The organism is Dyadobacter sp. 22481 (assembly GCF_052044875.1).
In the GTDB taxonomy this organism is placed as follows: domain Bacteria; phylum Bacteroidota; class Bacteroidia; order Cytophagales; family Spirosomataceae; genus Dyadobacter; species Dyadobacter endophyticus.
This window is the reverse complement of record NZ_JBQENV010000002.1, coordinates 1,387,748-1,412,573: the sequence shown is the minus strand read 5'-3', so window position 1 is coordinate 1,412,573 and position 24,826 is coordinate 1,387,748. Positions and strand designations below refer to the sequence as shown.

At 48.9% G+C, this 24,826-nt stretch carries 23 protein-coding genes; 8 read left to right on the top strand and 15 right to left on the bottom strand.

Annotated features, from left to right (window positions below; all coding sequences use genetic code 11):
• The first annotated feature begins 2 nt into the window (after positions 1-2).
• The 3 genes from ACTJJJ_RS15850 (at position 3) to ACTJJJ_RS15840 (ending at position 4,163) form a co-directional block, all read left to right on the top strand.
• Complete coding sequence (locus ACTJJJ_RS15850; protein WP_188933491.1) at positions 3-740, top strand: nucleotidyltransferase family protein; 738 nt, start codon at positions 3-5, stop codon at positions 738-740.
• 129 nt (positions 741-869) lie between these two features.
• Positions 870-3,275, top strand: a complete 2,406-nt coding sequence (locus ACTJJJ_RS15845; RefSeq protein WP_440702278.1) for a TonB-dependent receptor domain-containing protein — start codon at positions 870-872, stop codon at positions 3,273-3,275.
• Positions 3,276-3,323: 48 nt separating this feature from the next.
• Positions 3,324-4,163 carry a CvfB family protein gene (locus ACTJJJ_RS15840; RefSeq protein ID WP_188933495.1) on the top strand — a complete coding sequence of 280 codons (840 nt, stop codon included), beginning with the start codon at positions 3,324-3,326 and terminating at the stop codon, positions 4,161-4,163.
• Between the two features lie 81 nt (positions 4,164-4,244).
• Here ACTJJJ_RS15840 and ACTJJJ_RS15835 read toward each other — a convergent pair whose 3' ends face one another.
• On the bottom strand, positions 4,245-5,549 hold the full coding sequence (locus ACTJJJ_RS15835) for an amidohydrolase family protein (RefSeq protein ID WP_440702277.1): 1,305 nt from the start codon (positions 5,547-5,549) through the stop codon (positions 4,245-4,247).
• 30 nt (positions 5,550-5,579) lie between these two features.
• Complete coding sequence (locus ACTJJJ_RS15830) at positions 5,580-8,618, bottom strand: amidohydrolase family protein (RefSeq protein WP_440702276.1); 3,039 nt, start codon at positions 8,616-8,618, stop codon at positions 5,580-5,582.
• Positions 8,619-8,735: 117 nt separating this feature from the next.
• On the opposite strand from ACTJJJ_RS15830, the gene ACTJJJ_RS15825 reads away from it, so the two are divergent.
• From ACTJJJ_RS15825 to ACTJJJ_RS15810, 4 genes are all read left to right on the top strand, one after another.
• Positions 8,736-9,032 (top strand): hypothetical protein, encoded by a 297-nt coding sequence (locus tag ACTJJJ_RS15825; protein WP_440702275.1) that lies wholly within the window; start codon positions 8,736-8,738, stop codon positions 9,030-9,032.
• A 105-nt stretch (positions 9,033-9,137) separates the two neighbouring features.
• On the top strand, positions 9,138-9,770 hold the full coding sequence (locus ACTJJJ_RS15820; protein WP_188933503.1) for a hypothetical protein: 633 nt from the start codon (positions 9,138-9,140) through the stop codon (positions 9,768-9,770).
• A 6-nt stretch (positions 9,771-9,776) separates the two neighbouring features.
• Positions 9,777-10,532 carry a DUF3307 domain-containing protein gene (locus ACTJJJ_RS15815; protein ID WP_440702274.1) on the top strand — a complete coding sequence of 252 codons (756 nt, stop codon included), beginning with the start codon at positions 9,777-9,779 and terminating at the stop codon, positions 10,530-10,532.
• 58 nt (positions 10,533-10,590) lie between these two features.
• Positions 10,591-10,959 carry a hypothetical protein gene (locus tag ACTJJJ_RS15810; protein WP_188933507.1) on the top strand — a complete coding sequence of 123 codons (369 nt, stop codon included), beginning with the start codon at positions 10,591-10,593 and terminating at the stop codon, positions 10,957-10,959.
• 74 nt (positions 10,960-11,033) lie between these two features.
• Here the strand turns inward: ACTJJJ_RS15810 and ACTJJJ_RS15805 are convergent, their stop codons facing one another.
• The 13 genes from ACTJJJ_RS15805 to ligA all read right to left on the bottom strand — a co-directional run bounded on the left by ACTJJJ_RS15805 (position 11,034) and on the right by ligA (position 24,097).
• On the bottom strand, positions 11,034-11,615 hold the full coding sequence (locus ACTJJJ_RS15805) for a Uma2 family endonuclease (RefSeq protein ID WP_440702273.1): 582 nt from the start codon (positions 11,613-11,615) through the stop codon (positions 11,034-11,036).
• A 59-nt stretch (positions 11,616-11,674) separates the two neighbouring features.
• The gene (locus ACTJJJ_RS15800) at positions 11,675-13,270 is read right to left on the bottom strand and encodes a peptide chain release factor 3 (RefSeq protein WP_440702272.1); all 1,596 of its coding nucleotides are present in this window, start codon (positions 13,268-13,270) and stop codon (positions 11,675-11,677) included.
• 198 nt (positions 13,271-13,468) lie between these two features.
• Positions 13,469-14,080 carry an inorganic pyrophosphatase gene (locus ACTJJJ_RS15795; protein WP_177193982.1) on the bottom strand — a complete coding sequence of 204 codons (612 nt, stop codon included), beginning with the start codon at positions 14,078-14,080 and terminating at the stop codon, positions 13,469-13,471.
• A gap of 60 nt (positions 14,081-14,140) precedes the next feature.
• On the bottom strand, positions 14,141-15,112 hold the full coding sequence (locus ACTJJJ_RS15790) for a glycosyltransferase family 2 protein (protein WP_188933513.1): 972 nt from the start codon (positions 15,110-15,112) through the stop codon (positions 14,141-14,143).
• Positions 15,113-15,172: 60 nt separating this feature from the next.
• Positions 15,173-15,895 carry a tRNA1(Val) (adenine(37)-N6)-methyltransferase gene (locus tag ACTJJJ_RS15785; protein ID WP_188933516.1) on the bottom strand — a complete coding sequence of 241 codons (723 nt, stop codon included), beginning with the start codon at positions 15,893-15,895 and terminating at the stop codon, positions 15,173-15,175.
• Positions 15,896-15,903: 8 nt separating this feature from the next.
• Positions 15,904-16,533 carry a ribonuclease H1 domain-containing protein gene (locus ACTJJJ_RS15780; RefSeq protein ID WP_426293234.1) on the bottom strand — a complete coding sequence of 210 codons (630 nt, stop codon included), beginning with the start codon at positions 16,531-16,533 and terminating at the stop codon, positions 15,904-15,906.
• Between the two features lie 95 nt (positions 16,534-16,628).
• Complete coding sequence (gene pepT / locus ACTJJJ_RS15775) at positions 16,629-17,861, bottom strand: peptidase T (RefSeq protein ID WP_440702271.1); 1,233 nt, start codon at positions 17,859-17,861, stop codon at positions 16,629-16,631.
• Between the two features lie 30 nt (positions 17,862-17,891).
• A complete protein-coding gene (locus tag ACTJJJ_RS15770) occupies positions 17,892-18,356 on the bottom strand; it encodes a nucleoside triphosphate pyrophosphohydrolase family protein (RefSeq protein ID WP_090157231.1) in 465 nt (154 codons plus the stop codon).
• A gap of 53 nt (positions 18,357-18,409) precedes the next feature.
• Positions 18,410-18,979, bottom strand: coding sequence for a MarC family protein (locus ACTJJJ_RS15765; protein WP_188933522.1), 570 nt, complete (start codon positions 18,977-18,979; stop codon positions 18,410-18,412).
• A 95-nt stretch (positions 18,980-19,074) separates the two neighbouring features.
• Entirely contained in the window at positions 19,075-19,788 is a 714-nt protein-coding gene (locus tag ACTJJJ_RS15760; protein WP_188933524.1) for an NUDIX hydrolase, read from the bottom strand.
• A 74-nt stretch (positions 19,789-19,862) separates the two neighbouring features.
• Complete coding sequence (locus ACTJJJ_RS15755; protein WP_440702270.1) at positions 19,863-20,921, bottom strand: aminotransferase class V-fold PLP-dependent enzyme; 1,059 nt, start codon at positions 20,919-20,921, stop codon at positions 19,863-19,865.
• A gap of 132 nt (positions 20,922-21,053) precedes the next feature.
• Positions 21,054-21,944 (bottom strand): 4-hydroxy-tetrahydrodipicolinate synthase, encoded by an 891-nt coding sequence (gene dapA, locus ACTJJJ_RS15750; protein WP_440702269.1) that lies wholly within the window; start codon positions 21,942-21,944, stop codon positions 21,054-21,056.
• Between the two features lie 65 nt (positions 21,945-22,009).
• Positions 22,010-24,097: an NAD-dependent DNA ligase LigA gene (ligA, locus tag ACTJJJ_RS15745; RefSeq protein WP_426293231.1), complete on the bottom strand. Its 2,088-nt coding sequence runs from the start codon at positions 24,095-24,097 to the stop codon at positions 22,010-22,012.
• A gap of 179 nt (positions 24,098-24,276) precedes the next feature.
• On the opposite strand from ligA, the gene ACTJJJ_RS15740 reads away from it, so the two are divergent.
• Positions 24,277-24,801, top strand: a complete 525-nt coding sequence (locus ACTJJJ_RS15740) for a Uma2 family endonuclease (protein ID WP_440702268.1) — start codon at positions 24,277-24,279, stop codon at positions 24,799-24,801.
• Positions 24,802-24,826 lie beyond the last annotated feature (25 nt).

Genomic DNA, 24,826 nt, shown 5'->3' with positions numbered 1-24,826 from the left:
ATATGTATTGGAACACGGAAGTGGGCCACTGGCCCGTGAATGTAATCATCATGGCCGGAGGCAAAGGCACCCGCTTGAAACCACTGACCGACAATACCCATAAATCGCTCATTCCTGTCGGCGGCAAGCCCATTATCCGCCATCTGATCGACCATTTGGCCGGATTCGGTTTTAGGGAAATCCACATTTCGGTCGGTCACCTGGCCGAGCAGATGATCGGCTACCTGGGCGATGGAAGCGACCTCGGAGTTTCGATCCGGTACATTCAGGAACGTATTCCAATGGGTAGTATCGGCGCCATGTCGCTCAAACATCGCTGGCCCCATGAACATTTCCTGGTGATCAATGGCGATGTATACTCTAATTTCGATATCGGGCATTTGTGCACAGAATATTTCTCTCAAAAAGCCGACATGGCCATTCTGGCTGTGCCAAACACGGTTAAAGTTCCATACGGAGTGCTTGAAATGACTTCCAGCGGCCATATCAGCAGTTTTACCGAAAAACCCGGATATGAATTTATGGTCAATGCCGGAGTGTATATTTTCAACAAGCGCACCCTGAATATGCTGCCAAAAGGTATCGCCTATGAAGGCTGGCAACTGGTCCAGTCGGTGCTACATGCGGGATGGCGTGTCGTCGGTGTGCCTCAGACAACGGGGTATTGGATCGATATTGGAAGTATGGAAACGCTCCGAAAGGCCCAGGAAATGAGCCAGATAGGTATCACGCAGGCATAGCGGAGCTGGCACGTGTTTTTCATGAAAGATTAAAAAGTCATTAAACCTTTACCCGGCTTTTCAATCTAACAGGCTCACCTTCAACCTAACATATCCCAGGCCCTGCCCGGTGTTATGGTAAATGCCGTCATGAAGAAAATACTACTGATCGTTTCACTCCTGAATTTCCTGTGCACGCAACTCTATGCGCAGGACGAACCCCTGGCAACCTATCCTATTACCGGCAAGCTCGAAGATTCCGAGAAAAAGCCGGTCCCTTTTGCGAATGTGGCCCTTCTTGCCGCGAAAGACTCCGCGTTGATCGGTGGCGGTACTGCGGATGAAAACGGGCTTTTCAATATCCCTGCCGAACCAGGCAGCTATCTCGTCAAAATCACTTTCCTGGCCATGGATGAGAAAATCATCCCTAACGTCCGTGTCGCAGCCCAGCCCGTAGCGCTAGGTACGATTACCCTCACATCGAACGCCCACGTGCTCGATGAACTGGTTGTTCAAGGCGAAAAGAGCCAAATGGACCTGCAATTGGACAAGCGGGTATTTAACGTGGGAAAAGACCTGGCCAACATCGGCGGCAACGCGTCGGATATTCTCAATAATATGCCTTCCGTGACGGTGGATGTGGAAGGAAATGTGGCACTTCGCGGCAGCGGAAATGTACGGATACTTATCGATGGCAAGCAATCCGGCATGGTGGGTCTGAACCCCGCCGAAGCGTTGCGCCAAATCCCCGCCGACCTGATCGAGAGCGTGGAGATCATTACGAACCCGTCGTCACGCTACGATGCCGAGGGTGAGGTTGGGATCTTAAATATTGTGATGAAAAAAAATATCCGCTACGGACTGAATGGAACATTCACCGGCACGGCGGGCTATCCTTCCAATTTCGGCGCTTCTTTTAATGTCAACTACCGCAGAAAAAAGGTAAACCTGATCGCCAATTACGGCTGGATGTACCGCGATGGCCCTGGCCGAGGGCATTCGAGACAGGAATACAACAGCGCCGACACCAGTTTTGTGTACGAACAAACCAACCGGCGCAACCGCGCGGGATATTCCAACAACGTCCGCGTAGGGCTGGATTATTTTTTGAATAGCTACAATACCCTCACAGCTACCCTCTCTTACCGCAGATCACAAAACGACAACAAATCGCAGCTCGAATACCGGGATTTCGACATGAATAATGTTCTCACGCGCACGGTAACACGTGCGGAGGACGAAACGGAGCCGAGAACGAACATCGAAGCGGCATTGAATTACCGGAAAACGTTCGAAAGAAAAGGGCAGAGCCTGTCGTTCGACGCGAAATACATTCTCAGCGATGAAACGGAAGCATCCAAATACCACGAGGTGGCGAACAACAATTCGGTCGATATTCGTCAGCGATCGTATAACACAGAGGATGAAAAGAATTTTCTGGCCCAGCTGGATTACATACACCCGCTCGGCAAGGACGGAAAGCTCGAAGCCGGGCTGAAAACATCCGTCAGGCTGCTGGACAATGACTTTTCGGTTCATCAGCAATTGGAACCCGATTACTGGGTCATTCTGCCCGATTATGATAATCGGCTGGCCTACGATGAAAAGATCCACGCAGCATACCTGATGGCGAGCAACCAGTTCGGGAAAGTGTTTGTACAGGCAGGCCTACGCGGCGAATACACCGATATTCTGACCGAACTTAAAAAAACAGCTCAAACCAATCACCGGCAATACTTCAACCTCTTCCCCAGCATTCACTTATCCTACAAGCTGCAAGACGCCCAGACTTTGCAGCTCAGTTACAGCTACCGGCTGAGCCGGCCCAATTTCCGGGATTTGCTCCCTTTCTCCAATTTCAGCGATTCACGCGTTTTCCGCGCGGGCAATCCGCTGCTGAATCCGGAATTTACACACTCCTTTGAAGCGGGACATTTGCTGAATATGAATCAGGCAACCTTGCTTTCGAGCATTTACTACCGCCACCGGCTGGGCGTAGTGGAAAATATTACTTCGGTGGACTCTACCGGTTTTACCACTATTACGCCTATTAACCTCTCGACAGGCGATTCGTACGGTTTTGAATTCAATCTTACTTACGATCCGGCACCGTGGTGGAAACTGACTGCCAATGCTAACATTTTCCGGGCGATGAACGAAGGGTATTATAATGATAAACTATACCAAAGCGATACCTACTCCTGGACCAGTCGGTTCTCGTCGCGCGTTACGCTGTTCGGTTCGGTCGATTTCCAGACGTCGTTCAACTACCGCGCCCCGCGGCGTACCACCCAGGGTAGGGACTTGTCGATTTATTTTATCGATCTCGGTTTGTCCAAGGATATTCTTAAAGGTCGCGGCACGCTTACTGCCAGCGTCCGCGACCTGCTCAATTCCCAGAAACGCCGAAGCATTACAGAGAATGCGGGCTATTATTCGTATTCGGTATTCCAATGGCGGCCACGGCAGTTTCTGGTCACTTTTTCCTACCGCTTGAACCGCTCGAAAGAAAAACAGAATATGGATAAGCAGGGCGATATGAACGACGAAGAGTAAATCGGCTCGAAAGCACTACCTTTGTACCCGAACCTCGTTATTTGAATAATGCTATTTATCGGAAAATACAATTACCTGACCATCGAGCGGGTTACCAGCGTAGGGATGTTCCTGAGCGATGTGGAAGGTGAAGAAGTGCTGCTTCCCAACCAATATATTACGGACGAAATGCAGGTCGGCGACCAGATCAAGGTATTTGTGTACCTCGATTCCGAAGACCGGCCCGTTGCAACCACTCAGACGCCCAAGATCGTCCGGAACGAGTTTGCCTACTTGGAAGTGAAAGACGTCTCCGAGCACGGTGCATTCCTCGATTGGGGCCTTATTAAAGATCTTTTCGTACCATTCCGCGAGCAGCCCAAGCCCATGGAAATCGGTGAAGGGTATGTCGTTTTTCTCTACCTCGACCAGAAAACGCAGCGGTTGCTGGCCTCCGCGAAAATCGACAAGTTCCTGGAAAGCGAACGACTTACCGTTGCGGAAGGCGACGAAGTGGATCTGCTTATCTGGCAAAAAACCGACCTGGGTTACAATGTGGTCGTAAACCAATACCACAAAGGCCTCATATACGCCAACGAAGTATTTCAGCCGCTGAAAATCGGCGATTCGCTGAAAGGCTACGTCAAAAAGATCCGCGAAGAAAACAAGCTGGATATCAGCCTGCAAAAAACGGGTTACGAAGTAGTGGAGCCGGTAGCGAAGCAAATTCTGGAAGAAATAGAGAAAGGCAAAGGATTTCTGGCCCTATCTGATAATTCATCCCCCGAAGACATCTACCAAAAGCTCAAAATCAGCAAAAAGGTATTTAAAAAAGCGATTGGCGGCTTGTACAAGCAAGGTATGATCAGGATTACCAGTGACGGGATTTATCTGATTGGGGAGAGCTGATTTTTAACCAAAATCATAAAAAGTAAAGGCATCCGCCGATAATAGACGGATGCCTTTTACAATTCCTGGCCTACTGACTAATTACTTTTTCCCATACTTCTCTTTATACTTTTCATAGAGTCGCTTCTGCTTGTCGTCCAGATTGACCTTGCCACCGCGGATGTAGGCCATTTGAACCATATTGCCGCGCATATCGAGAATATCGCCGTCTGAAACGAGCAATGAGGCTTGCTTGCCCTTTTCCAGCGTCCCCACCTGCTGGCCGGCTCCGATAATATCGGCTGCATTGCGCGTCACGAACTGCAATGCTTCTTCCGGCGTCACACCGCTGAAACCGGAGGCGGTACCAGCCAGAAACCCTAAGTTGCGCGTACGCCACCATTCGTCGGCATAAGTAATAGCCACTTTAACACCTGCTTTATGAAGCAATCCGGGCAGTTCGTACGGCAGGTAAACGTTCTCGTCTACACCCTCGGGGAGCCTGTGTGTGGTATTGATAATGACCGGAACCTGATTTTCTTTCAAAAATGAGGTCACTTTGTAGGACTCGTTCCCGCCTGCGATAACGATCTTTTTCACACCTGCTTCCTGAGCAAAACGTACGGATTCGATAATGTCTTTGGCATAATCGGCGCGGATGTAAAGATTGGCAGTTCCGGCAAAAAGTGGCCTCATCGCTTCCAGGCGCAGATTCACAGGGCTCGGATTAGCTATTTCTGCATAAGCCTTAGCCTCGGCGAACGTCTTCTTGAATACGTCTATCGCTTCCTGGCGCTTCTCATTTCGTTTGATAGAATAGGTAAAAGTCTCGTTATCGAAATTCCCTGCCAGAAAAGACGGCCAGCTTAGCCATATGCCATCATCCTTTTTCAAAACGGCATCCTCCCAGTTCCAGCCGTCGCTATAAAAAACAGATGACGAACCTGAGATCGCGCCTCCCTGCGGAACAGCCTGCGACAACAGGATACCATTGCCCCGCAAAGTTGGTATCACCTCCGAGTCGGTATTATAGGCTACGAGTGCGCGCACATGCGGGTTGATCTCCCCTACTTCATAGTAGTCGAGCGTCGCCCTTACCGATGCGATTTCCTGCAAGCCGACGGTCGTATTGAGCGAGATCAGGCCTGGGAAGATATGTTTCCCTTTTACGTCCACGGTTTCGGCACCGGCCGGGCTGGTTAGCGACGCGGCCGGCCCTACTTGTGTGATAATGCCTTTATCGAATGCAATGGCGCCGTTCTGGATCACCTGCCCGTTTCCGATGTGGATCGTAGCGCCTGTGAGTACTACCGGCTTGGTTTGCGGCTTTGCAGGTGCCGGGTTTTGCGCATGCGCTCCGGCTGTCAGCCCCAGCAGCAAGCCGGCAATTAATGTATATTTTTTCATAAAAATCAATTTGAATGTCTTGAAACAGTATTACTTGCCAGCATGTATATCGGCGTGTTCCGCGTGGATGCCTACCACATCTTCACAATGCCACATATGGGGCTTCGTCGCCTCTGGCTTCTGCGTGGGCTTGCCTTCGGCCTTTTCACCAAGCATTTTCTGGATCAGCCTTTCGCGTTCCACGGCGATGGATTTCTGTTTCTCCTCATCTTTCTTGCGGTCAAAATAAATAGCGCCTTCAACCATCGTGAAGTCGGGTCTTGCATATACCGAAAGCGGGCTCGCATTCCAGAGCACGAGGTCTGCATCTTTACCCGGCTTCACACTCCCCATCCGATTGTCGAGATGGAGTAGTTTTGCGGGGTTCAGGGTTACCATTTTCCAGGCTTCTTCTTCCGGCACACCACCGTATTCGACGGTCTTAGCAGCCTCCTGATTCAGGCGACGGGCCATTTCGGCGTCATCGGAATTGATCGCCACGGTCACGCCTTCATGGTACATCAGGGCTGCGTTGTATGGAATAGCTTCTTTCACCTCCATTTTATAAGCCCACCAGTCGGCAAACGTCGAACCGCCGATCCCGCGCTTCTGCATGCCGTCGGCCAGTTTATAACCTTCCAGGATGTGGGTAAATGTGTTGATTTTGAATTTCAATGAATCCGCTACGTGCATCAGCATATTGATCTCCGATTGCACGTACGAATGGCAGGTGATCGAACGCTCGCTACCGAGGATTTCCGCCAGTGCATCGAGCTCGATATCCCTCCGTGGTGGTGTGATATTCTGCTTTTTGGCATTCGCATTGTAGCTTTTCCAGCTTGCTGCATATTCTTTCGCACGCAGGAAGTGGTCAAAATAGATCTGCTCCACACCCATCCGCGTCTGCGGGAAGCGTACACGCTGCACATCACCCCAGTTCGACTGTTTCACGTTCTCGCCCAATGCGAATTTGATTGTCTTCACTTCCGGGACCAGCATTTCCGACTGGCTCGCCCCCCATTTCAGCTTGATCATCGCGCTCTGTCCGCCGATCGAGTTTGCAGAGCCGTGCAGCAAATGCGAGGCTGTTACGCCGCCCGCCAGCTGGCGGTAGATATTGATGTCATCCGGATTGATCACGTCGCTCATGCGCACCTCCGCGGAGCTCGACTGACCGCCTTCGTTAATACTGAAAAGCGCGATATGTGAATGCTCGTCGATAATACCGCTGGTAAGATGCTTGCCGGTCCCGTCGATCGCTCGTGCTCCGGACGGCGCTGCGAGGTTCTTCCCAACTTTGGCAATTTTACCGTCCTGGACAATCACGTCGGCATTTTGCAGAATACCCTCCTTTTCATTCGTCCAGATCGTCGCATTTTTGATCAGGAGCGTTTCTTTGGCGGGCAACGTTTCATTTCCATAGCCTACAAACGGATAAACGATCGGCCCCGTTTCCCTGCTTTTCGGCTTAGCCGTGTCTGCGGCGGCTACTGCAGCGCTCTTTTCAGTAAGCGTAGCGCTCCATGGAATCACAGTGCCGTTGGGCAACACACCTTCTCCACTGAACCCATTTCTGCTTAGCCAGCCTGTTAGACGGGTTGTACCGCCTACTTTTTTGTCTTGCTGGTAGGTCAATGTAAGCAATGCGTTTGCCAGGATCGCTTTTGGCGTAATATTGATCGAGTCCTGGACTGTGATCTTATATTCAGGCTTTTCCGGCGATCCGGTAATCTGCAACTTCCCGGCCGGCTGGTTATTCAGCGACAGCGAGTAAATGCCTCTGATATCCGGTACATCAAATGCCGTAAGCACGAATTTCTTTCCCTGGATCCAGTTTTCATAAATCACATTGTCTTTCGAAAACAGATCGCCCGAGGTAATGATAAAGTTAGCGAGCATTCCTGCTTTCAAGCTTCCGATCTTGTTTTCAGCCTTGATCAGCGAAGCAGGAAGTGTCGTCAGTGCAGCCAATGCTTTTTCTTTGGGTAAGCCGTATTCGATGGCTGTCCGGAGGTTTTTCCAGAAATCGGCTTTGTTGCGCAATCCCATGGTCGTCAATGCAAACGGAATTTCAGCTTTCGCTACCTCCGACGCGTTGCTCGGTGCCAGTTCCCAGTGTTTCAGCTGGCTCATGGTTACCACTTCCGCATCCCAGGGGTCTGTTACATCATAAGCATCCGGATATACGAGCGGCAGCAGCAACGTTGCCTTGCTCTTCTTGATCTCTCCAATACGCTGGTACTCATCTCCTCCTCCGCGGATAATGTATTGCACTCCAAACTCGTCCCCAATCTTATCGGCCCGCAGAATACCGTATTTATCACCGGCTTCAAAGAACGAAGGCAGCGCTTTGATCTGGTTGAATGCTTCGAGGGACAAATTGGTCTCTTTTTTGTTTCCGCCTTTCGCGTACCAGTCGGCGTCGTAATAGTTTTGTCTTAGAAGCGCCACCACGCCCATTCCCGACGATGGGTAGGTCTGTGATGAACTTCCTTTCCCGAACGAAAAATGTGCCGACGCTTTGCTATTAAGCATTGCCTTGTTCGCTGGTTCGTCGGTAAGGGTCACGAGCGCGCCGTTTCCACGCACGATGCCGTCGTGCGAATGCACCAGCACGGTACCGAAACCAATTTTCCGCAGATCACCTGCCTTTTTAGAATCCGGTGTAAAAAGAATGCTGGCATCCGTTTCGGGCTGCATCGCCTGATTCCATCCGAATGCACCTTTTTTGTTCGATTCCAGCTGGGGGGTTTGCCGCCCCCCGCCGCCCTGCGCCCTTCTGACATCCGGCATCCCATAATCCGAATCCAGCTCGATGAGCGATGCATAAATGAATTTGCCTTTCAGGTCCACGGTAACTGTACCGGCAGGGACTTTCACCTGTTTCCCCGTTTCCCGGATCACTCCGTCTTCAATCAGCATTGTCGCATTTTCGATCGTAGTTTTCGGATCGACGACGATCGTGGCGTTTGTAAAGGCATATCGGCCCGCTCTTTCATCATAAGCACCGTTCCTTGGAAACGTCTCCTGCGCGTGGCAATACACGGCAAGCGTCATACAGCCTAATATCGTTGATAATTGTTTAAACATATATTGTTGTCTTAATTACAATTGTGCCTTACAATATACAAGTTAAATCGTTAAATCAGGGCCCTGAGGCTTATATTGCAACAGGTTTTACCGTTGTCCATCATCTTTCCGCACATCATGACATACGAACAATTTCAGGAATCGATTTCACAACCCGCACCGCCGAAAGGCCTTCCGATCCTCCTTGAAGCACTTTGGCACGACGCCAACAACGATTGGGAAGCAGCCCATAATATCGCCCAAAGCAAAGAAGGTACGCAAGCTTACGACCGCTTACACGCCTATCTCCACCGCGTCGAAGGCGATACTTTCAATGCCGGATACTGGTACAGACGTGCTGGATCAGAGGTATTTAAGGGAAGTCTTAAAGAAGAATGGGCACATCTGGCAAATCTATTTTTGGAAAAAGCATAAGGCTTTTACCTTATATTAGTCCAATATAAGGTTTTTTACTTATATACTTAAAATATAAGGCTTTTACCTTATATTTGGCAATTATAAGCAAAAAACCTTATACTCATGAGAGCGTTCCGAGCAGTTATAACCGCTGATATGGTAAATTATACGCAGTTCTCGCGGGAAGAATCAACTGTATGGCTGGAAGAGATGCTTGCTGTTCTACACAAAAACCAGGCGTTCAAATGGGCTTTAAAGCCGGAAATCTACCGCGGCGACAGCTTCCAGGCAGTTTTAAAGAATCCCGAGGAGGTCATGCGGATGGCTATTCTCGCCCGTGTATGCATACGTAAGCACGCGCCCACCGCCGATATGCGCATCGCGGTCGGCATTGGGCTGACAGAACAGCTTACGGACCGCCCGGGCACCTCCGATGGCGAGGCATTCAGATTATCGGGACATTTGGCCGATAAAATCCGCCAGCAGAAAGCGAGGATCGGCGTTGCATTACCCAAGCCGTCGGAACCTTTAACAGCAACACTCGATTTACTCGAAACATTGATCGAAAGCTGGACGATAGCTCAAAGCCAGGTAGTAGAAGCCTTGCTAATGGGCAAAAATGTCACGCAGATCGCCGAGATGTTATCCATTAGTCAATCGGCTGCAAGCCAGCGGGTCGCGTCATCGAAGTGGTGGGCAATTGAAAGTTTTATTGCTACCTTTCCAAAGCAGTTATCACTATACACCAAACGATAAATCACTATGACGGAATTCCTGCTCCTCCTCCTGGCACACGTTCTTGTAGATTTTTACTGGCAGCCCACCCACTGGGTAGCCGACAAAAAGGAGAAAAAATACAAATCCAGATACCTGTATCTCCACACTTTGCTGGTCATCATCGTATCATATATTGCCCTGCACCAGTGGGAAAACCCATTACCTGCCATTGCATTAGGCATTGCACACGGCGCGATAGATCTTATTAAAATATCATTCGACAAAAAAGGATCGCTCACCTGGTTCATCGCCGACCAGGCAGCACACCTGGCAACCATTGCGTTTACCGCACTCATGCTCACAAGCAGCATATTATCCGGTTTCGACACACTCATAACCTGGTTTAACACCCCAAAAACACTGGCAACGCTATCCGGGGCATTACTATCCCTCTCGCCCGTCTCATTTCTGGTGGGCATTCTCACAAAACCATGGCGGGAAGAGCTAAGCAGACTCGCACCCAATGCCGATGACAACCTCGCAAGCGCTGGCCGTTGGATAGGTATGTCTGAGCGGCTGCTCATTTTTGTTTTTGTATTGGTAAATCAATACTCGGCCATCGGCTTTCTGATCGCCGCTAAATCGTTATTGAGGTACAACGACAAATCAACCGAGCCGGGCATCCCACCGGCCTACATCAGTAAGAAATCGGAATATGTCCTGGTGGGCACACTGATGAGTTACACCTGCGCCATAGCTGTCGCATTGATGGTCCAGATACTCAGCCAAAAAATTAAATAGTCCGTTAAACTTAATGCTCGTTTTTCCATCTAACACGAGTATCTAAACTTTTGTGACCATGAGGAAATCATTGTTGGCTATTTTATTCGCCTTTGTAAGCTTCACAACTTTCGCGCAACGCGGCGGCAATGCAACGCCGGAGCAACGCGCCGAGAACCAGACTAAAACCCTGACCGAGAACCTCAAACTTTCGGACGACCAGCAGAAAAAAGTATACGATCTCAGCTTGGTCCGCGCTAAGAAAATGCAAGAATTAAGGGATGCCCAAAATATGGACCGCGAGCAAATGCGGGCTTCAATGGAAACATTTAATACCGAACTTGGCAAAATCCTGACCGTAGAACAGCAGGAAAAATACAAAACCATGCTGGAAGACCGCCGGAATAACCGCGGCGGCGGAGGAGGTGGCGGCGGGCCGAAAAACTAACGTCGATTTAAAGCAAAACAGGCTGCCATATATGAAATGTGGCAGCCTGTTTCAGTATTTGGCATTTTGTAATTCTAAATCACTCCTTCCTTCTTCAAAAGATCGTTCAGACAGAACTGGTATTGATCAAAAAGAGGAACAGTCTCATCCCACTCACAAACAAACCATTCGCGCGAACGGTCCATTACCATGATTTTACGGTTATCGGTAAGCACCCAGATCACACTTTCCGTTCCGAACTCGATCATCTTTTCGCTCTTGCGGGAAATATAATCCTTTGGATCAGGGAACTGATCTGCCTCGATTTTAATATCCACCTCAATCGCTACTTTCGGCGGCACATCTGCGTATTTTTTTGAGAAAATATCCTTAATCATCGCCCTATCGAAAACCGCGACATCGTTAGTCAAGTTATTCCCAAGTGACACGTGCAGCCCACCTTCATTACTGGTCACCAAATATGGCTTATCTCTCAGAATTTCCGCAAAATACGAACTAAGAATCCTAGCGATCAACGCCTGAATAAAACTGCAACCCATAATCTCTTCCGGAGACAAATTATTGGCCAAAACTTCCTTGTAGCCCTTGCGGTACAAGGGGCGTCCGTCGAGTTCTTCGAAGATCAAGCTGGCAGGAATCGTCTCAGTGAGTATCATGGTCTTTCACTTTGCTTCTAGACAAATATAGCGAATTTCAACCCAACTCAAAATCAGCCTTAAAGCGCCATTTCTGTCTTAAATTCCGACGTGAAATGGAAGTGAATAGCCGGGTTGTTCTCGCGGTTCATACGGATCATCCATTCGGATTCGGCGAGAAAAACCGGGTTACGGTCCTTATCGTATGCGATTTGGTTGCCTTTCAGGCGGATAAATTGGTCCATGGCCGGCTTATCGTCGGCGGTGAGCCAGCAGGCGCGCGAGATATTCATCGGCACCCAGCGGCATTTCGCGCCGTATTCGTGTTCGAGCCGGTATTGGATTACGTCGAATTGAAGTTCTCCAACGGTACCTACTACTTTTCTATTGCCAAGATCGAGTGTAAAAAGCTGGGCTACCCCCTCGTCAGTAAGCTGCTGGATACCTTTTTCCAATTGCTTGGATTTCATTGGATCCATATTAATAAGCTCTTTGAATATCTCGGGCGAGAAACTTGGAATACCCGAGAATTGCAAATTCTCACCCTCGGTCAATGTATCTCCGATTTTGAAATTACCGGTGTCATAAAGACCTACCACATCGCCCGGAAAACCCTCATCCATCACGCTCTTATCCGAAGCCATGAATGTGAATGGGCTGGAAAAGCGAACTTCCTTACCGAGCCGCACGTGTTTATAGAATTTATTTCTTTCAAACTTACCCGAGCAAATGCGCAGAAACGCAATGCGGTCGCGGTGGCGCGGGTCGAGGTTGGCGTGGATTTTAAATACAAAACCTGTGAATTTCGGTTCCGTAGGGTCTACTTCGCGCACGTCCGTAGGGCGCGGCTGCGGGATAGGTGAAATATCGCAGAATGTATCCAGCAACTCTTTGATACCGAAGTTGTTAATAGCACTCCCAAAGAATACAGGCGCAAGTTGCCCTTTTTGATAAGCCTCCTCCGAGAATGCATCATAAACGCCTTCAACAAGCTCCACGTCCTCCGTCAGCTGTTCTGCATCTTTTCCACCCAGCAAGTCGGTCAGTTTCTCGTCTTCGAGGCTCACTTTCGCTACATCGCTTTCAATTTTGGTTTTGTTGATTTTAAAGAAATATAGCATTTGCTCATACAAGCTGTAAACCCCTTTAAAATTGGCTCCCATATTGATCGGCCAGGTAAGCGGTCGAACCCGGATGTTCAACTTGCTTTCCAGCTCATCAAGCAGTTCGAAGGGATTCTGGCCTTCGCGGTCGAGCTTGTTGATGAACACGATCACCGGTGTGTTTCGCATGCGGCAAACTTCCATTAGCCGCTCGGTCTGCTCTTCGACGCCCTTCACGCAATCAACCACCAGGATTACGCTGTCCACGGCAGTTAATGTGCGGTAAGTATCTTCGGCAAAGTCCTTGTGGCCCGGTGTATCGAGGATGTTGATCAACAGATCCTTGTATTCGAAGGTCATTACCGACGTTGCGACCGAGATACCACGCTGCTTCTCGATTTCCATAAAGTCGGAAGTCGCGGTCTTTTTAATTTTATTGGACTTTACCGCGCCCGCCGTCTGGATCGCACCGCCGAAAAGGAGCAACTTCTCGGTCAATGTAGTTTTCCCGGCATCAGGGTGGCTGATAATCGCAAACGTGCGGCGTTTCTTTATTTCTTGTAAATTACTCATATATATCGCTGCCCGGAACGGACAGTCATTTTTCAGGGGCATTACCTAATGCACTTTATTTCAAAGCATTGGCAACACATTGCCTATTGTGACTGAATAGCAAAATTTGCACAAAGATAAGAATAAAGAAAAGCCGCCCCTAATGAGGGCGGCTCTAAATTATACAGCTTTTTACGCTGATCGGATATTCTCTGAATCTCAGTAATAAGAATGCTTGTAATCCTCCACCGAAGTAAGAATCACTTCGTGTGCCTCTTCTCTACCATACACATTGGTAATTTCGATATGCGCTTTCTCTCCCGGCAAGTTCTTATAAGTGAGGAAATAGTGCTTCAAACGCTCTACGATACCGTCCGGCAGCTCGCTCAGATCACTGTATTGCCCGTAAACTTCGTCGCCTTTCAGAACCGCGATGATCTTGTCATCAGCCTCGCCGCCGTCGATCAAACGGATGCCGCCGATGGGCTTCGCCTCGCACATGATGTTACCATGCGAAATGATTTTTTCACACAATACGATGATATCCAGCGGGTCACCATCTCCTTCGGTCACATCACGACCTGACCGTTCCCGTGCCAGCGCTGCGATTTTATCCGCGCAATAGGTCTTGGGAATGAAGCCGTACAATGCAGGAACGATGTTCGAATATTTCTGCGGGCGGTCGATTTTGAGGTAACCGGTCGCCTTGTCAATTTCGTATTTTACGGTATCGGTAGGAACAATCTCAATAAAAGCAGTAACTAATTCGGGTGCCTTGTCACCCATTGGGATTCCGTGCCACGGATGTGCTTTGTGTACGTTAGCGATCATTAGTTGTGTAATAGGTAATAACTTAAAACTTAAATTTCGTTGAATACTAATCTTAATTTCTTACAATCCTGCCTTTTCGGCAATGGTGTAATCCCCTGTCTTCGAAACAGATTGCTTCACAAACAATTCACCCAAAAATCCTGCGAGAAATAATTGAGACCCTACCATAATGGCCACCAGCGCCAAAAAGAACATCGGGTTCTCTGTAACATTCCGGTAAGGCAATAAATTGTAAATGTTATATATCTTTTTTCCGATAAGCCACACAGCTATAAGGCTTCCAAGAAAAAACATAAGGGTTCCGAGACTGCCAAACAAATGCATGGGTCTTCGTCCAAACTTATTCACAAAGGCGATCGAAAGCAAATCCAGGAAGCCAAAAATGAACCGTTCGAGACCGAATTTTGTGTAACCGTATTTCCGCGCCCGGTGCTGCACTACTTTCTCCCCTATTCTGGCAAAACCATTCCATTTCGCGATCACCGGAATGTACCGGTGCATCTCTCCGTAAATAGTGATATTCTTCACGACCTCCCCACGGTACGCTTTCAATCCGCAATTAAAATCATGCAAATAAACACCTGAAATACTGCGGGTAGCGGCATTGAACAGCTTTGTAGGTATTGTTTTGGTGATCGGGTCGTAACGCTTTTTCTTCCAGCCCGAAATTAGGTCGTAGCGGTCGTTAACGATCATGTTGTACAGTTCGGGGATTTCGTCGGGACTGTCCTGCAAATCGGCGTCCATCGTGATCACGACATGGCCTTTTGCCGCTTGAAAACCCGTTTGCAAAGCCGCTGTCTTGCCATAGTTCCGCACAAAACGCATTCCCCGCACATTTGGATTTTCCTGCGAAAGCCGCTGGATCACTTCCCACGAGCGGTCCCGGCTGCCGTCATCCATGAAGAGCACTTCGTAAGAAAAATGATTCTCGTCCATAACCCTTGCAATCCACTCGCAGAGCTCTGGAAGCGACTCTTCTTCATTGTATAGCGGGATAACAACGGAAATCTGGATAGCTTGGTCGGTCATGTACGGTTTCAGTGACAATGCTTTGCCGGTAATTTGCCGCAAAGTTCGTGTTTTTCCTGATCAAAATTTCAAATAAAAAGCTTTTAGCAACTCCCTGAAACGTGGGTCATGGGTGATACCGTCCGTTCCATAAATATACAGATCGGGTTCAATGTGCACATTATGAGCGAATTCGGCATGCTGAAACAGCATTAACAAGCGAAATGCTTTTTTATCTTCCTGATGAAACAATGTCAGCTTGCGGGTAAGTTTCCAGCCTGCATTTTCCGCTTTCTCCACAAAGCGCTCGCCTTCATCCACGGGGAAAAGAATGTTGAATTTACCCTCCGGTTTCAAAAGCCGTTCGATGGCAACCAGCAGCTCCTCAAAATCAAGCGATTTGGCATGATGGGCGATATTCTTTTTATCGATCGGCGAAAGCAGGTCCGACTGGAAGAAGGGCGGATTGGTAATGATCACATCGTACAAATGATCGGAAACAAACTCCTGTACCGCCGAATGGAACAAGGTAATGCGGTCGTGAAACGGGCTTTGCTCCACATTTTCACCGGCCTGGTAAAATGCTTCCGCATCAATTTCCACTGCATCGATCATCGCGTAGGAGTTGCGCTGCGCGACCATCAGCGAAAGCAGCCCCGTTCCGGCGCCGATATCGAGAATACGGTCGGCGTCCTCCACCTCCGCCCACGCGCCCAGGACACAGGCGTCGGTACATACTTTCATGGCGCACTGGTCCTGCCGGACAGTAAACTGTTTGAACCGGAAATGGGCGTTACGGGGCATATTATGAGTTATTTTCTTCCAAAATCAGCCGGATTCTCTCCCCAATATTCCGTCTCCCATTTCAGTATCTTGTTGGGGTAAGTATTCGTTGCGAGCCAGCGTTCGGCGCGTTGCAACATTTCAAAAAGCGGCTTGTTCCGCGGGGTCAAAGCCAGCTTGGTATTCGCGTGTTTCTTCTTAATCCAGGCCATTGCCGTTTTGGAATCGGTATAAATGGGCAAGTCGCTTTCCTTCTTTTGCAAATAAGCCAATGCGTGCACGATTGCCAAAAACTCGCCGATATTATTGGTCCCGTCTTTAAAAGGCCCTTGCAGGAAAATACGATCGCCGGTGGCATAATACACGCCCTGATACTCCATATCGCCGGTAGCGGTATTCCACGCCGCGTCCACCGCAATGCTATTTTTGATCGGCCGTCCTACGTTAGCAGGCGGCTCCTGTACAGCCGGTTTGGAATCCTTTTTGGCCACGAATTCCCAGTAATTCCGCTGAATGGCCGCTTCGGCTTCCTGCAATGAGTCAAAAGACTTGTAGCGCGCATCCTCGAAGCCCTTAATCTGTGCCTCGCACTCCTTCCAATCGGTAAAAACGCCCGTCTTCCGGCCTTGCCACACTACGTAGAACTTTGTCTTTTTCAATTTTGAATGATTGAATATATCAATGATTGAATGACCGAATGATTGAATGACTGAATAGGTTTTATTCGGTCATTCAGTCATTCAATCATTCAAAATTATTTTTCCTCCCAAACGGTCGCCAATTCCACGATGACCTCCACCGCCTTTTCCATATCCTGCACCGATACCCATTCCAGTTTGGAGTGGAATGCGTGTTCGCCAGCGAAGATATTCGGGCATGGAAGTCCCATGTACGACAGCCGCGAACCATCGGTGCCGCCGCGAATACTGCGTTGGATCGGATTTAAGCCCACACGTTCCATGGCGGTTAATGCATTTTTTATGACTTCCGGGTGCTGGTCCAGCACCTCCTTCATGTTCCGGTACTGGTCCTGAACCTTGAACTCGCCGCTGGAATTGGGATATGCTTTCAATACTTCCTCCATAATACCTTTCAGAAATGCCTCTTTCTCGTGCAGGCCAGCAACGGTAAAATCGCGGATAATGAAGCTCAAAACCGCTTTCTCCTGGATACCTTCCATTTGCACCGGGTGGATAAAACCTTCCTTATCCTGCGTGGTTTCGGGCGAAAGCGTATCTTTCGGAAGCCGCGCCAGTATTTCGGCAGCGATTTTCAATGCATTTTCCAGCTTGCCAATCGCATAACCCGGGTGTGTGCTCACGCCGTGAATGGTAATTTTTACCCCGTCGGCAGAAAACGTTTCATCTTCCAATGTGCCGATTGCCTCGCCATCGACGGTATAGCCGAAATCAGCACCCAGCTTTTGCAAATCTACATTTTCGGTTCCTCTCCCTACTTCTTCGTCCGGCGTGAACAGGATTTTAATATCACCGTGCTTAATCTGCGGATTGGCAAGTAAATACTCGGCGGCGGCCATAATTTCGGCAACACCTGCCTTATTATCAGCACCCAACAATGTACTACCGCTGGCAGTAACAATGTCGTTTCCGATTTGCTGATCTAGATCGTGCAGTTCTCCTATTCTCAAAACCTGCGAATGATCGTCCGGCAGGATAATGTCCGAGCCGTCCCAGTTTCGGTGAACGATCGGCTTCACGTTTTCGCCCGTAACATCCGGCGAAGTGTCGACGTGCGAACAGAAGCAAATCACGGGAATGTCCTTTCTGTCGGAATTCGACGGAATCGTCGCGTACACATAACCGTGGTCATCCACATGTGCGTCCGCTACGCCCAGCGCACGAAGCTCTTCGGCGAGCAAGTTACTCAGGTTACGCTGTTTGGCGGTGCTGGGGAACGTCTCCGAATTAGGGTCTGACTGGGTATCAATTTGTACGTAACGCAGAAATCGTTCAAGAACTGAGCTCATAGTGGGTCGATTGAGGTTTTCTGAATACTACTAACCTATGATCGACGACAGGTCGGCAGGCGAATAATTGATATTCTTCAAAGTCTTATCGTCGGCGGTGCGGTACACCAGGTATTTGCCATTGTCTTCCTTAAAATAGCATTCGGTACCCTTCGCCTGGTAATGCGCGACGGTCGCTTCGGCTTCTTCTACTGAATTGCATGCCTTCGACATATTCGAACGCTGCACTTCGTCGAACAACGTCCGGAATTTCTCGCCCAGCCCGAATTCCAGCACCGCGCCCGACAATACATATTGCAGGTCGCAAAGCGCGTCTGCCACTTCCACTATATCCTTTTCGAGGATCGCAACTTCCAGCTCCTTCAACTCCTCGGCCAGCAATGCCACGCGCAGGCGGCTTCTTTCTTCGGAGGGGATCGTCGGGGTTTCCAGGATCGGGTGTTTGAAAGTTCTATGAAAATCCGCGACTTGATTAAGGCTATCCAGTTGTTGCATTGTTATATGGTTTTAAAATTTGTCTTACTTGAATGTAGCGTCGGGGCGCCACTTTACATCGAAAGGTTGGTTTTGAAAAGCTTGATAGCAATCGCCAGCAGGATAATACCAAAAACCTTCCGAAGAATATCCGTTCCCCCCTGCCCCAGCTTCCTTTCCAACCAGTTCGATGATTTTAATACCAGGTAAATAAAAAAGAGGTTCAGCACGATGCCGACCAGGATATTCTGGATCTGATAGGTCGACCGGAGCGACAGCAATGTAGTCATGGTAGCAGCGCCGGCGATCATCGGGAATGCGATCGGCACAATGGACGCCACGCTCACGTCCATATTGCCGTGTTTGAATATTTCACGGCCCAGGATCATTTCAAGCCCCAGCAGGAACAGGATAATGGCCCCGGCAATGGCGAATGAAGCGATATCGACCCCGAAAAGGCTCAGTAGCCTTTCTCCCAAAAACAAAAAGATCACCATGATCAATCCGGCCACGATCGTCGTTTTTTCGGACTCTATCTTGCCGAGCTTCCGCCGAAAATCGACGATAACCGGCAATGAACCAAGCACATCGATCACCGAAAAGAGGATCAGCGTGACGGAGACGATTTCCTTGAAATTGAACATGGGCTTACACTTTGGGGCGTTTTGATCCCGCAAAGTTGCTCAAAACCGACTGTTTACACAACCTCAAAAACCAATGATCGTGAAATTAGCGGCGGCTAGGAAGCGCTTCCCGGCAGGAAGTTCAGGAATGTGTTAAACTGCTTTTTATACTTCTCCTCGTCGATTTTGTAAAAGAATGCCCCTTTTTTAGAATAGCCTTTCTGCTTTTCGTCCAGCTTTATCAATAAATTGGTTGACAGCAACTTACGGCTAAAATTACGCTTATCGAGCTCCGTCCCGAAAATTGCCTCATACAATTTCTGCAACTGCGGAATCGTGAATTTTTCGGGTAATAATTCAAAGCCGATGGGGTGCTGGGATGCCTTATAACGCAGGTGCTGGATCGCCATATCAACCATCATGGCATGGTCGAAAAGTAGTTTGGGTAACTCCTGCATTGAAAACCACTGTGCCTCATAGTTTTTGGATATCTTATGGTCATAATCCTCGACATTGATCAATGCAAAATAGGCGACAGACACGGTGCGCTCCACCGGGTCGCGGAGAGGGCTACCGAAAGTATGAAGTTGTTCCAGGTAAATGTCTGTCAGGCTGGTCAATTCAAAAAGAATGCGGGACGATGCTCCTTCAAGGCTTTCGTCGGGCTGCACCCAACCGCCCATCAGCGACCACGTATGATGCTCGTCTTCGATGCCCCTTTTAACCAGCAACAGTTTCAGCTCTTCGCCATCAAAACCAAAAATAATCGAATCCAGCGCGACCAGACATTTCGTCTGGGCCTGGTATTGCTTTAAAATATCTAATCGCACAACTAGTAAGTCGCAGGTGAGTGGATTTGTTTTTTAGTTATAAATACAAGGAAGGCCATTTACTACTCATTCCGTCAATTGGGGGCCATTTTCACTAAAAAAGCCTTCAATGTGGCAATTTCCTCATCGCTGATCGCCGGGAAGTTAGCGATCCGGAAACTGGTATCTTTCTCCTTGCCATAGCCGTTGCCCAACGTAATACCCTCTTTATAGGCTGCATTTTTCAGGAATTCAATACGTTCCTTTTCCGCGCGGACAGCGATGACGGTATCCGAACGCATTGCCGTATTTTCAACCACAAGCTCATACCCATTTTCCAAAAGGAACGCATACCAGTCGTGTGCACGACGGCGGGTTTGCTTGTCCACCTCGTCGATTGGCGGCACTTGCTGCATAACCTTCCCGAGCAGGTAAATACCGAGGATATTGGGAGTAAAAGGGGTTTGAAACTTCAAAAAGTTATCGCGGATGAACAACAGGCTATTATAATGCTTCCGCTCGCCTACCTGGATCGCGCGCTCGACGGCTTTCGGCGAAACGATCATCACGGCCAGCCCGGCAGGCAGTCCGAAACATTTCTGCACTGAAGCGTACCAGATATCGGCATTCTCCCATGGCAAGACCACGCCCGCCATCGACGACGTGGCGTCTACCGCAATAAGGTTATCGACCTTTTTCCGAATATCCAGCAGGAAATCTTCCGGAACTTTGGTACCGTTCGACGTCTCATTATGCGTCACGCAAATCAGCTCATTACGGGAGAACACGGCAGAACGGTCCATGAGTAAAGTTTCGTTCAACCCGAATGCAGCGTCGCTGGCGCGGTGCGAAATGCGATGGGTATATTCCATCCATTTCTCGCCGAATGCACCATTATAAATATGCAAGCTCGAATCAATCAGCAGCGATTGAGCGATAATCTCCCAGCATTCCGTAGCCGACGACACGAAATAGACCTCATAACCGGCCGGAACGTCCAGCTTGGCTTTTAGATCAGCGATCGTCTGTTCCAGCAGCTGCATAAAACCTCTGCTTCTATGGTTGGAGCTGACCAGCCCGCTCGCAAAAGCCTCGGAAATATATTGTTCGACCTGTGGATAAACCTTGCTGGGCCCTGGGTAAAACGTAATCATAGCATTTCGTTTTTGGTTTAAAACAAAACATCACAGGCCGGAATAAAATCCCCAAACCTGTGATGCCTGAAAATATAATTATAGAGCCGTGAATACCAAATAACTACACCTGACTATTCCTGACTTTTATTGTCACATAAACCCTTCGCGAACCATCGCCTTTGCCAGCTTCTCGCCCAGTTCTTTCGATGCTTTCAGCAATGGCAAACGTACATCCGAGCTGCAAATACCTTTAATTTCCAGGCATTTTTTGATCCCTACCGGGTTCGATTCGATGTAAAGCAATGTATCGAATTCCAGGAATGCGAGTTGCAGTCTGGCAGCTTCTTTGAAACGGCCTTCGAGCGCAGCCCAGGTGAGATCGTGGAATTCTTTCGGGAATGCATTGGCAATCACGGAAATAACGCCGTGCCAGCCAACGCTCACCATAGTGGTTACCAGGTTGTCGTCGCCCGACAGCAGCAAAAAGTCTTCGGGCACGCGCGAGGCGAGTTCCATACTCTGCTCGATGCTGCCGCCCGCGTCTTTGATCCCGATGATGTTCGGGTGCGAGGCCAGCTTCACGATGGTATCCGCCTTCATATTAATTACCGTACGTCCGGGAACATTGTACAACAGCACAGGCACCGGCGAAGCGTCGGCGATGGCTGTAAAATGTGCGATAATGCCCTCCTGGGTTGGTTTGTTGTAATAAGGACAAACCGACAGGATCGCATCCACGCCCGTGAAATCGGTTTCCTTAATGGTATCCAATACCGACTGGGTATCATTGCTTCCGATGCCGTACACAATCGGGAGCTTCTTATAGTTGTTTTGGATTGTAAATGCCAGGATATCACGCTTTTCCTTGGAAGTAACTGTCGGCGACTCGCCAGTTGTTCCTTGTACTACCAGGTAGTCCGTACCACCTTCCGTCACCAGGTCGATCAGTCTCTTCAGACCCGGATAATCAATCTCATTCTGTTCATCAAAAGGTGTGATCAGCGCGGCCCCTACCCCTTTGAAACGTTGGTCCAATGGCATTATTTACTTATATAATTGTTAGATTTTAAAACACAAAGTTAGCCTTCCGGGGCTATTTTCTTTACTTAATTTCCAATCATTGCTAAAAATTCTTCCTCGGAGAGGATGGTTACGCCCAGTTTCCGCGCTTTTTCGAGCTTGGAAGGCCCCATATTCGCTCCTGCGAGCAAATAGTTGAGCTTTCCGGATACCCCGCTAAGCACTTTTCCGCCATTCGCTTCGATCTTCTCTTTCAGCTCGTCCCGCTCGAAATTTTCGAAAACACCCGAAATCACAAACGTCTTGCCATCCAGCAGGTCGCTTTCAATTTCCACCGGTTTTTCGTCGCCTTCCATTTGCAACCCGGCTTGCTCCAATCGCTCAACGAGCAGCTGATTTTCCGGCACACTGAAAAACGATTCGATGCTCAACGCAATGCGGCCGCCGATTTCAGGTACTGCAACGAGCTGATCATAGGAAGCGGCCCGCAATGCCCGCATGGATTTAAAATAGGCGGCCAGCTTTTCGGCCACAGTCTGGCCTACGAAGCGAATGCCCAATGCAAAAAGCACATTTTTAAATGGAACCGTTCGCGACAAATCGATGCCTTTGAGGATATTGTCGACCGTTTTCTCACGGAAACTGATCTTTTTGACCTTTCCGGTTTCTTCGTTGACCAGGTTCTTTTCCAGGCCCAGCAGCTTGTCGTAATTGAGATCGTACAGGTCCGCGGGCGTGCGCACAAGATCCAGATCAAATAGGAGCTCTATTTTGCCTTCACCCAAACTTTCGATATTCATCGCCTTTCGGTGAATGAAATGTTCGATGCGCCCTTTCAATTGCGGCGGGCAATGGCTGTCGTTCGGGCAGAAAAATGCCACTTCGCCTTCGTTGCGCTGCAATTCCGAATTACATTCTGGGCAATGCGTCGGGAAAACGATCTCCTCGGTTTCGTACTTTTCGCGTTGCGAAACGTCTACGCCCGTAATCTTCGGGATAATCTCCCCGCTTTTTTCCACAAAAACCGTATCCCCAATGCGGATACCAAGCCTTTCCAGCTCGTTGGCATTATGCAAAGTCGCCCGCTTCACCCGCGTACCCGACAAATGCACACCTTTCACCTGGTTGTAAGGCAATGCGCGCTCGGAGAGGTCGCACAGGTTTGCGACAGGCGTCACAGCACCCGTCCGGCCTACCTGGTAGGTTACCATCCGCAGCACGGCAGGTTTGTTTTCGGCCTTATATTTATAGGAAATCGCCCAGCGTGGACTTTTAGCCGTAAAACCAAGTTCTTTTTGCTGAGCAAATGAGTTTACCTTAATCACAATGCCATCCGTAGCGAGCGGCAAATGCATCCGCTTCTCCTCCCATTCATGAATGTACTCGATGACCTCGTCGATATTAGAGACTTTCTTCCAGCCCGGCGAGACATTGAAACCCCATGATTTGATGCCTAGCAGGCTTTCCTCGTGACTTTTGAAATAATCATCATCCGACAAAAAGTAATAGAGGTAACAATCGAGCCCACGACGCGCCGTTTCGGCAGAATCCTGCAATTTAAACGAGCCGGAAGCCGCATTGCGGGGATTGGCATACTGGTTTTCTCCTAATGTATCCATTTCCTCATTCAGTTTTTGAAATGAAGAAGTCGGCATGAAACCCTCCCCGCGAATTTCGAACAATGGCGGCAGGTTGTCGGCCTTCACGCGTAGTGGCAGCGAGCGGATCGTTTTGACATTATTGGTGATCTCGTCCCCGCGCGTACCGTCGCCGCGCGTCACGCCGCGCACGAGGACGCCGTTTTCGTAGGTGAAACTGAGGGAAATCCCATCGAATTTCAGCTCACATATATATTCGTAAGCCTCGCCATCCAATCCCCGGCGTACGCGGTCGTCGAAACTGCGGAGCTCCTCCTCGTTATAAGTATTGTCAAGCGACAGCATTGGGTAACGGTGGTACACCGCATTGAACGCCTTGGTTACCGTCCCGCCAACCCGCTGCGTGGGCGAATCGTCCTGTTTGAATTCCGGATACTGATTTTCCAGGGCTTGCAGCTCTTTGAGCAACTGGTCAAATTCATAATCGGATATTTCAGACACGCTCTCCTGGTAATAGCGGTCATTATAGTAATGCAGCTTTTCGGAAAGCTCCTGGATTCTCTGTTCGGGATTCATAATGGTCACGGCGGCTTGATGATTCGGCCCAAATTTAAGATTTATTCCAAATTCTGAGCATTCGATAACCGATGTGTTACCAATTGCGGGTTCATGCGTATCAATGGGACATTCACCTATCCATCACATGCTCAGTAGGTCACACATTTTTTGTATTTTCGTTCAAAACGGCAAAGCTTATGAAACCCCTGGAACCGACCATTTACTACAATCCGGATCTGACGCAGATTATCAACGGGGAGGAAATCATGTCGCCTAGCCCTAGATTGCTCCATCAAAGAGCCTCCATGAGATTGGAATGGCTCTTACTGAATCATCTGGCAAAATTTGATTTGGGTGAACTATTCCATGCTCCATTCGATGTTATTTTCGAGCAAGACTTCAATCATCTGCAACCAGATATCCTCTTTGTATCCAAACAAAACCAGGAGATTTTACAGGATTGGGTACGCGGCGTGCCCGACCTCGTTATTGAAATCGTCTCTCCCGGTTCGAAGAAGATGGATACCGTTATCAAAAAGGATATTTATGAACGATACGGCGTTCTTGAATGCTGGATTGTGTTTCCCGAGCAGGTTTGCATTGAGGTTTATACCCTTGTCGATCGCCAATATGAGCTGTACGGCATGTTTTTGAGGCAGGACAGTGTGCATTCGAAGGTTCTGGAAGGGTTATCATTCCCTGTCAATGCTATTATCAAATGATTAACAGGCGGTTAGCAATGCAAAA

Coding starts and splice junctions, on each gene's coding strand:
- ACTJJJ_RS15835 (WP_440702277.1), bottom strand. CDS start 5,549: ATGAAAAAATATACATTAATTGCCGGCTTGCTGCTGGGGCTGACAGCC.
- ACTJJJ_RS15800 (WP_440702272.1), bottom strand. CDS start 13,270: ATGAGTAATTTACAAGAAATAAAGAAACGCCGCACGTTTGCGATTATC.
- ACTJJJ_RS15790 (WP_188933513.1), bottom strand. CDS start 15,112: ATGACCGACCAAGCTATCCAGATTTCCGTTGTTATCCCGCTATACAAT.
- ACTJJJ_RS15805 (WP_440702273.1), bottom strand. CDS start 11,615: ATGATACTCACTGAGACGATTCCTGCCAGCTTGATCTTCGAAGAACTC.
- ACTJJJ_RS15770 (WP_090157231.1), bottom strand. CDS start 18,356: ATGCAACAACTGGATAGCCTTAATCAAGTCGCGGATTTTCATAGAACT.
- ACTJJJ_RS15845 (WP_440702278.1), top strand. CDS start 870: ATGAAGAAAATACTACTGATCGTTTCACTCCTGAATTTCCTGTGCACG.
- ACTJJJ_RS15840 (WP_188933495.1), top strand. CDS start 3,324: ATGCTATTTATCGGAAAATACAATTACCTGACCATCGAGCGGGTTACC.
- ACTJJJ_RS15825 (WP_440702275.1), top strand. CDS start 8,736: ATGACATACGAACAATTTCAGGAATCGATTTCACAACCCGCACCGCCG.
- ACTJJJ_RS15785 (WP_188933516.1), bottom strand. CDS start 15,895: ATGCCCCGTAACGCCCATTTCCGGTTCAAACAGTTTACTGTCCGGCAG.
- ACTJJJ_RS15850 (WP_188933491.1), top strand. CDS start 3: ATGTATTGGAACACGGAAGTGGGCCACTGGCCCGTGAATGTAATCATC.
- ACTJJJ_RS15755 (WP_440702270.1), bottom strand. CDS start 20,921: ATGATTACGTTTTACCCAGGGCCCAGCAAGGTTTATCCACAGGTCGAA.
- ligA (WP_426293231.1), bottom strand. CDS start 24,097: ATGAATCCCGAACAGAGAATCCAGGAGCTTTCCGAAAAGCTGCATTAC.
- dapA (WP_440702269.1), bottom strand. CDS start 21,944: ATGCCATTGGACCAACGTTTCAAAGGGGTAGGGGCCGCGCTGATCACA.
- ACTJJJ_RS15765 (WP_188933522.1), bottom strand. CDS start 18,979: ATGTTCAATTTCAAGGAAATCGTCTCCGTCACGCTGATCCTCTTTTCG.
- pepT (WP_440702271.1), bottom strand. CDS start 17,861: ATGAGCTCAGTTCTTGAACGATTTCTGCGTTACGTACAAATTGATACC.
- ACTJJJ_RS15820 (WP_188933503.1), top strand. CDS start 9,138: ATGAGAGCGTTCCGAGCAGTTATAACCGCTGATATGGTAAATTATACG.
- ACTJJJ_RS15830 (WP_440702276.1), bottom strand. CDS start 8,618: ATGTTTAAACAATTATCAACGATATTAGGCTGTATGACGCTTGCCGTG.
- ACTJJJ_RS15815 (WP_440702274.1), top strand. CDS start 9,777: ATGACGGAATTCCTGCTCCTCCTCCTGGCACACGTTCTTGTAGATTTT.
- ACTJJJ_RS15795 (WP_177193982.1), bottom strand. CDS start 14,080: ATGATCGCTAACGTACACAAAGCACATCCGTGGCACGGAATCCCAATG.
- ACTJJJ_RS15810 (WP_188933507.1), top strand. CDS start 10,591: ATGAGGAAATCATTGTTGGCTATTTTATTCGCCTTTGTAAGCTTCACA.
- ACTJJJ_RS15740 (WP_440702268.1), top strand. CDS start 24,277: ATGAAACCCCTGGAACCGACCATTTACTACAATCCGGATCTGACGCAG.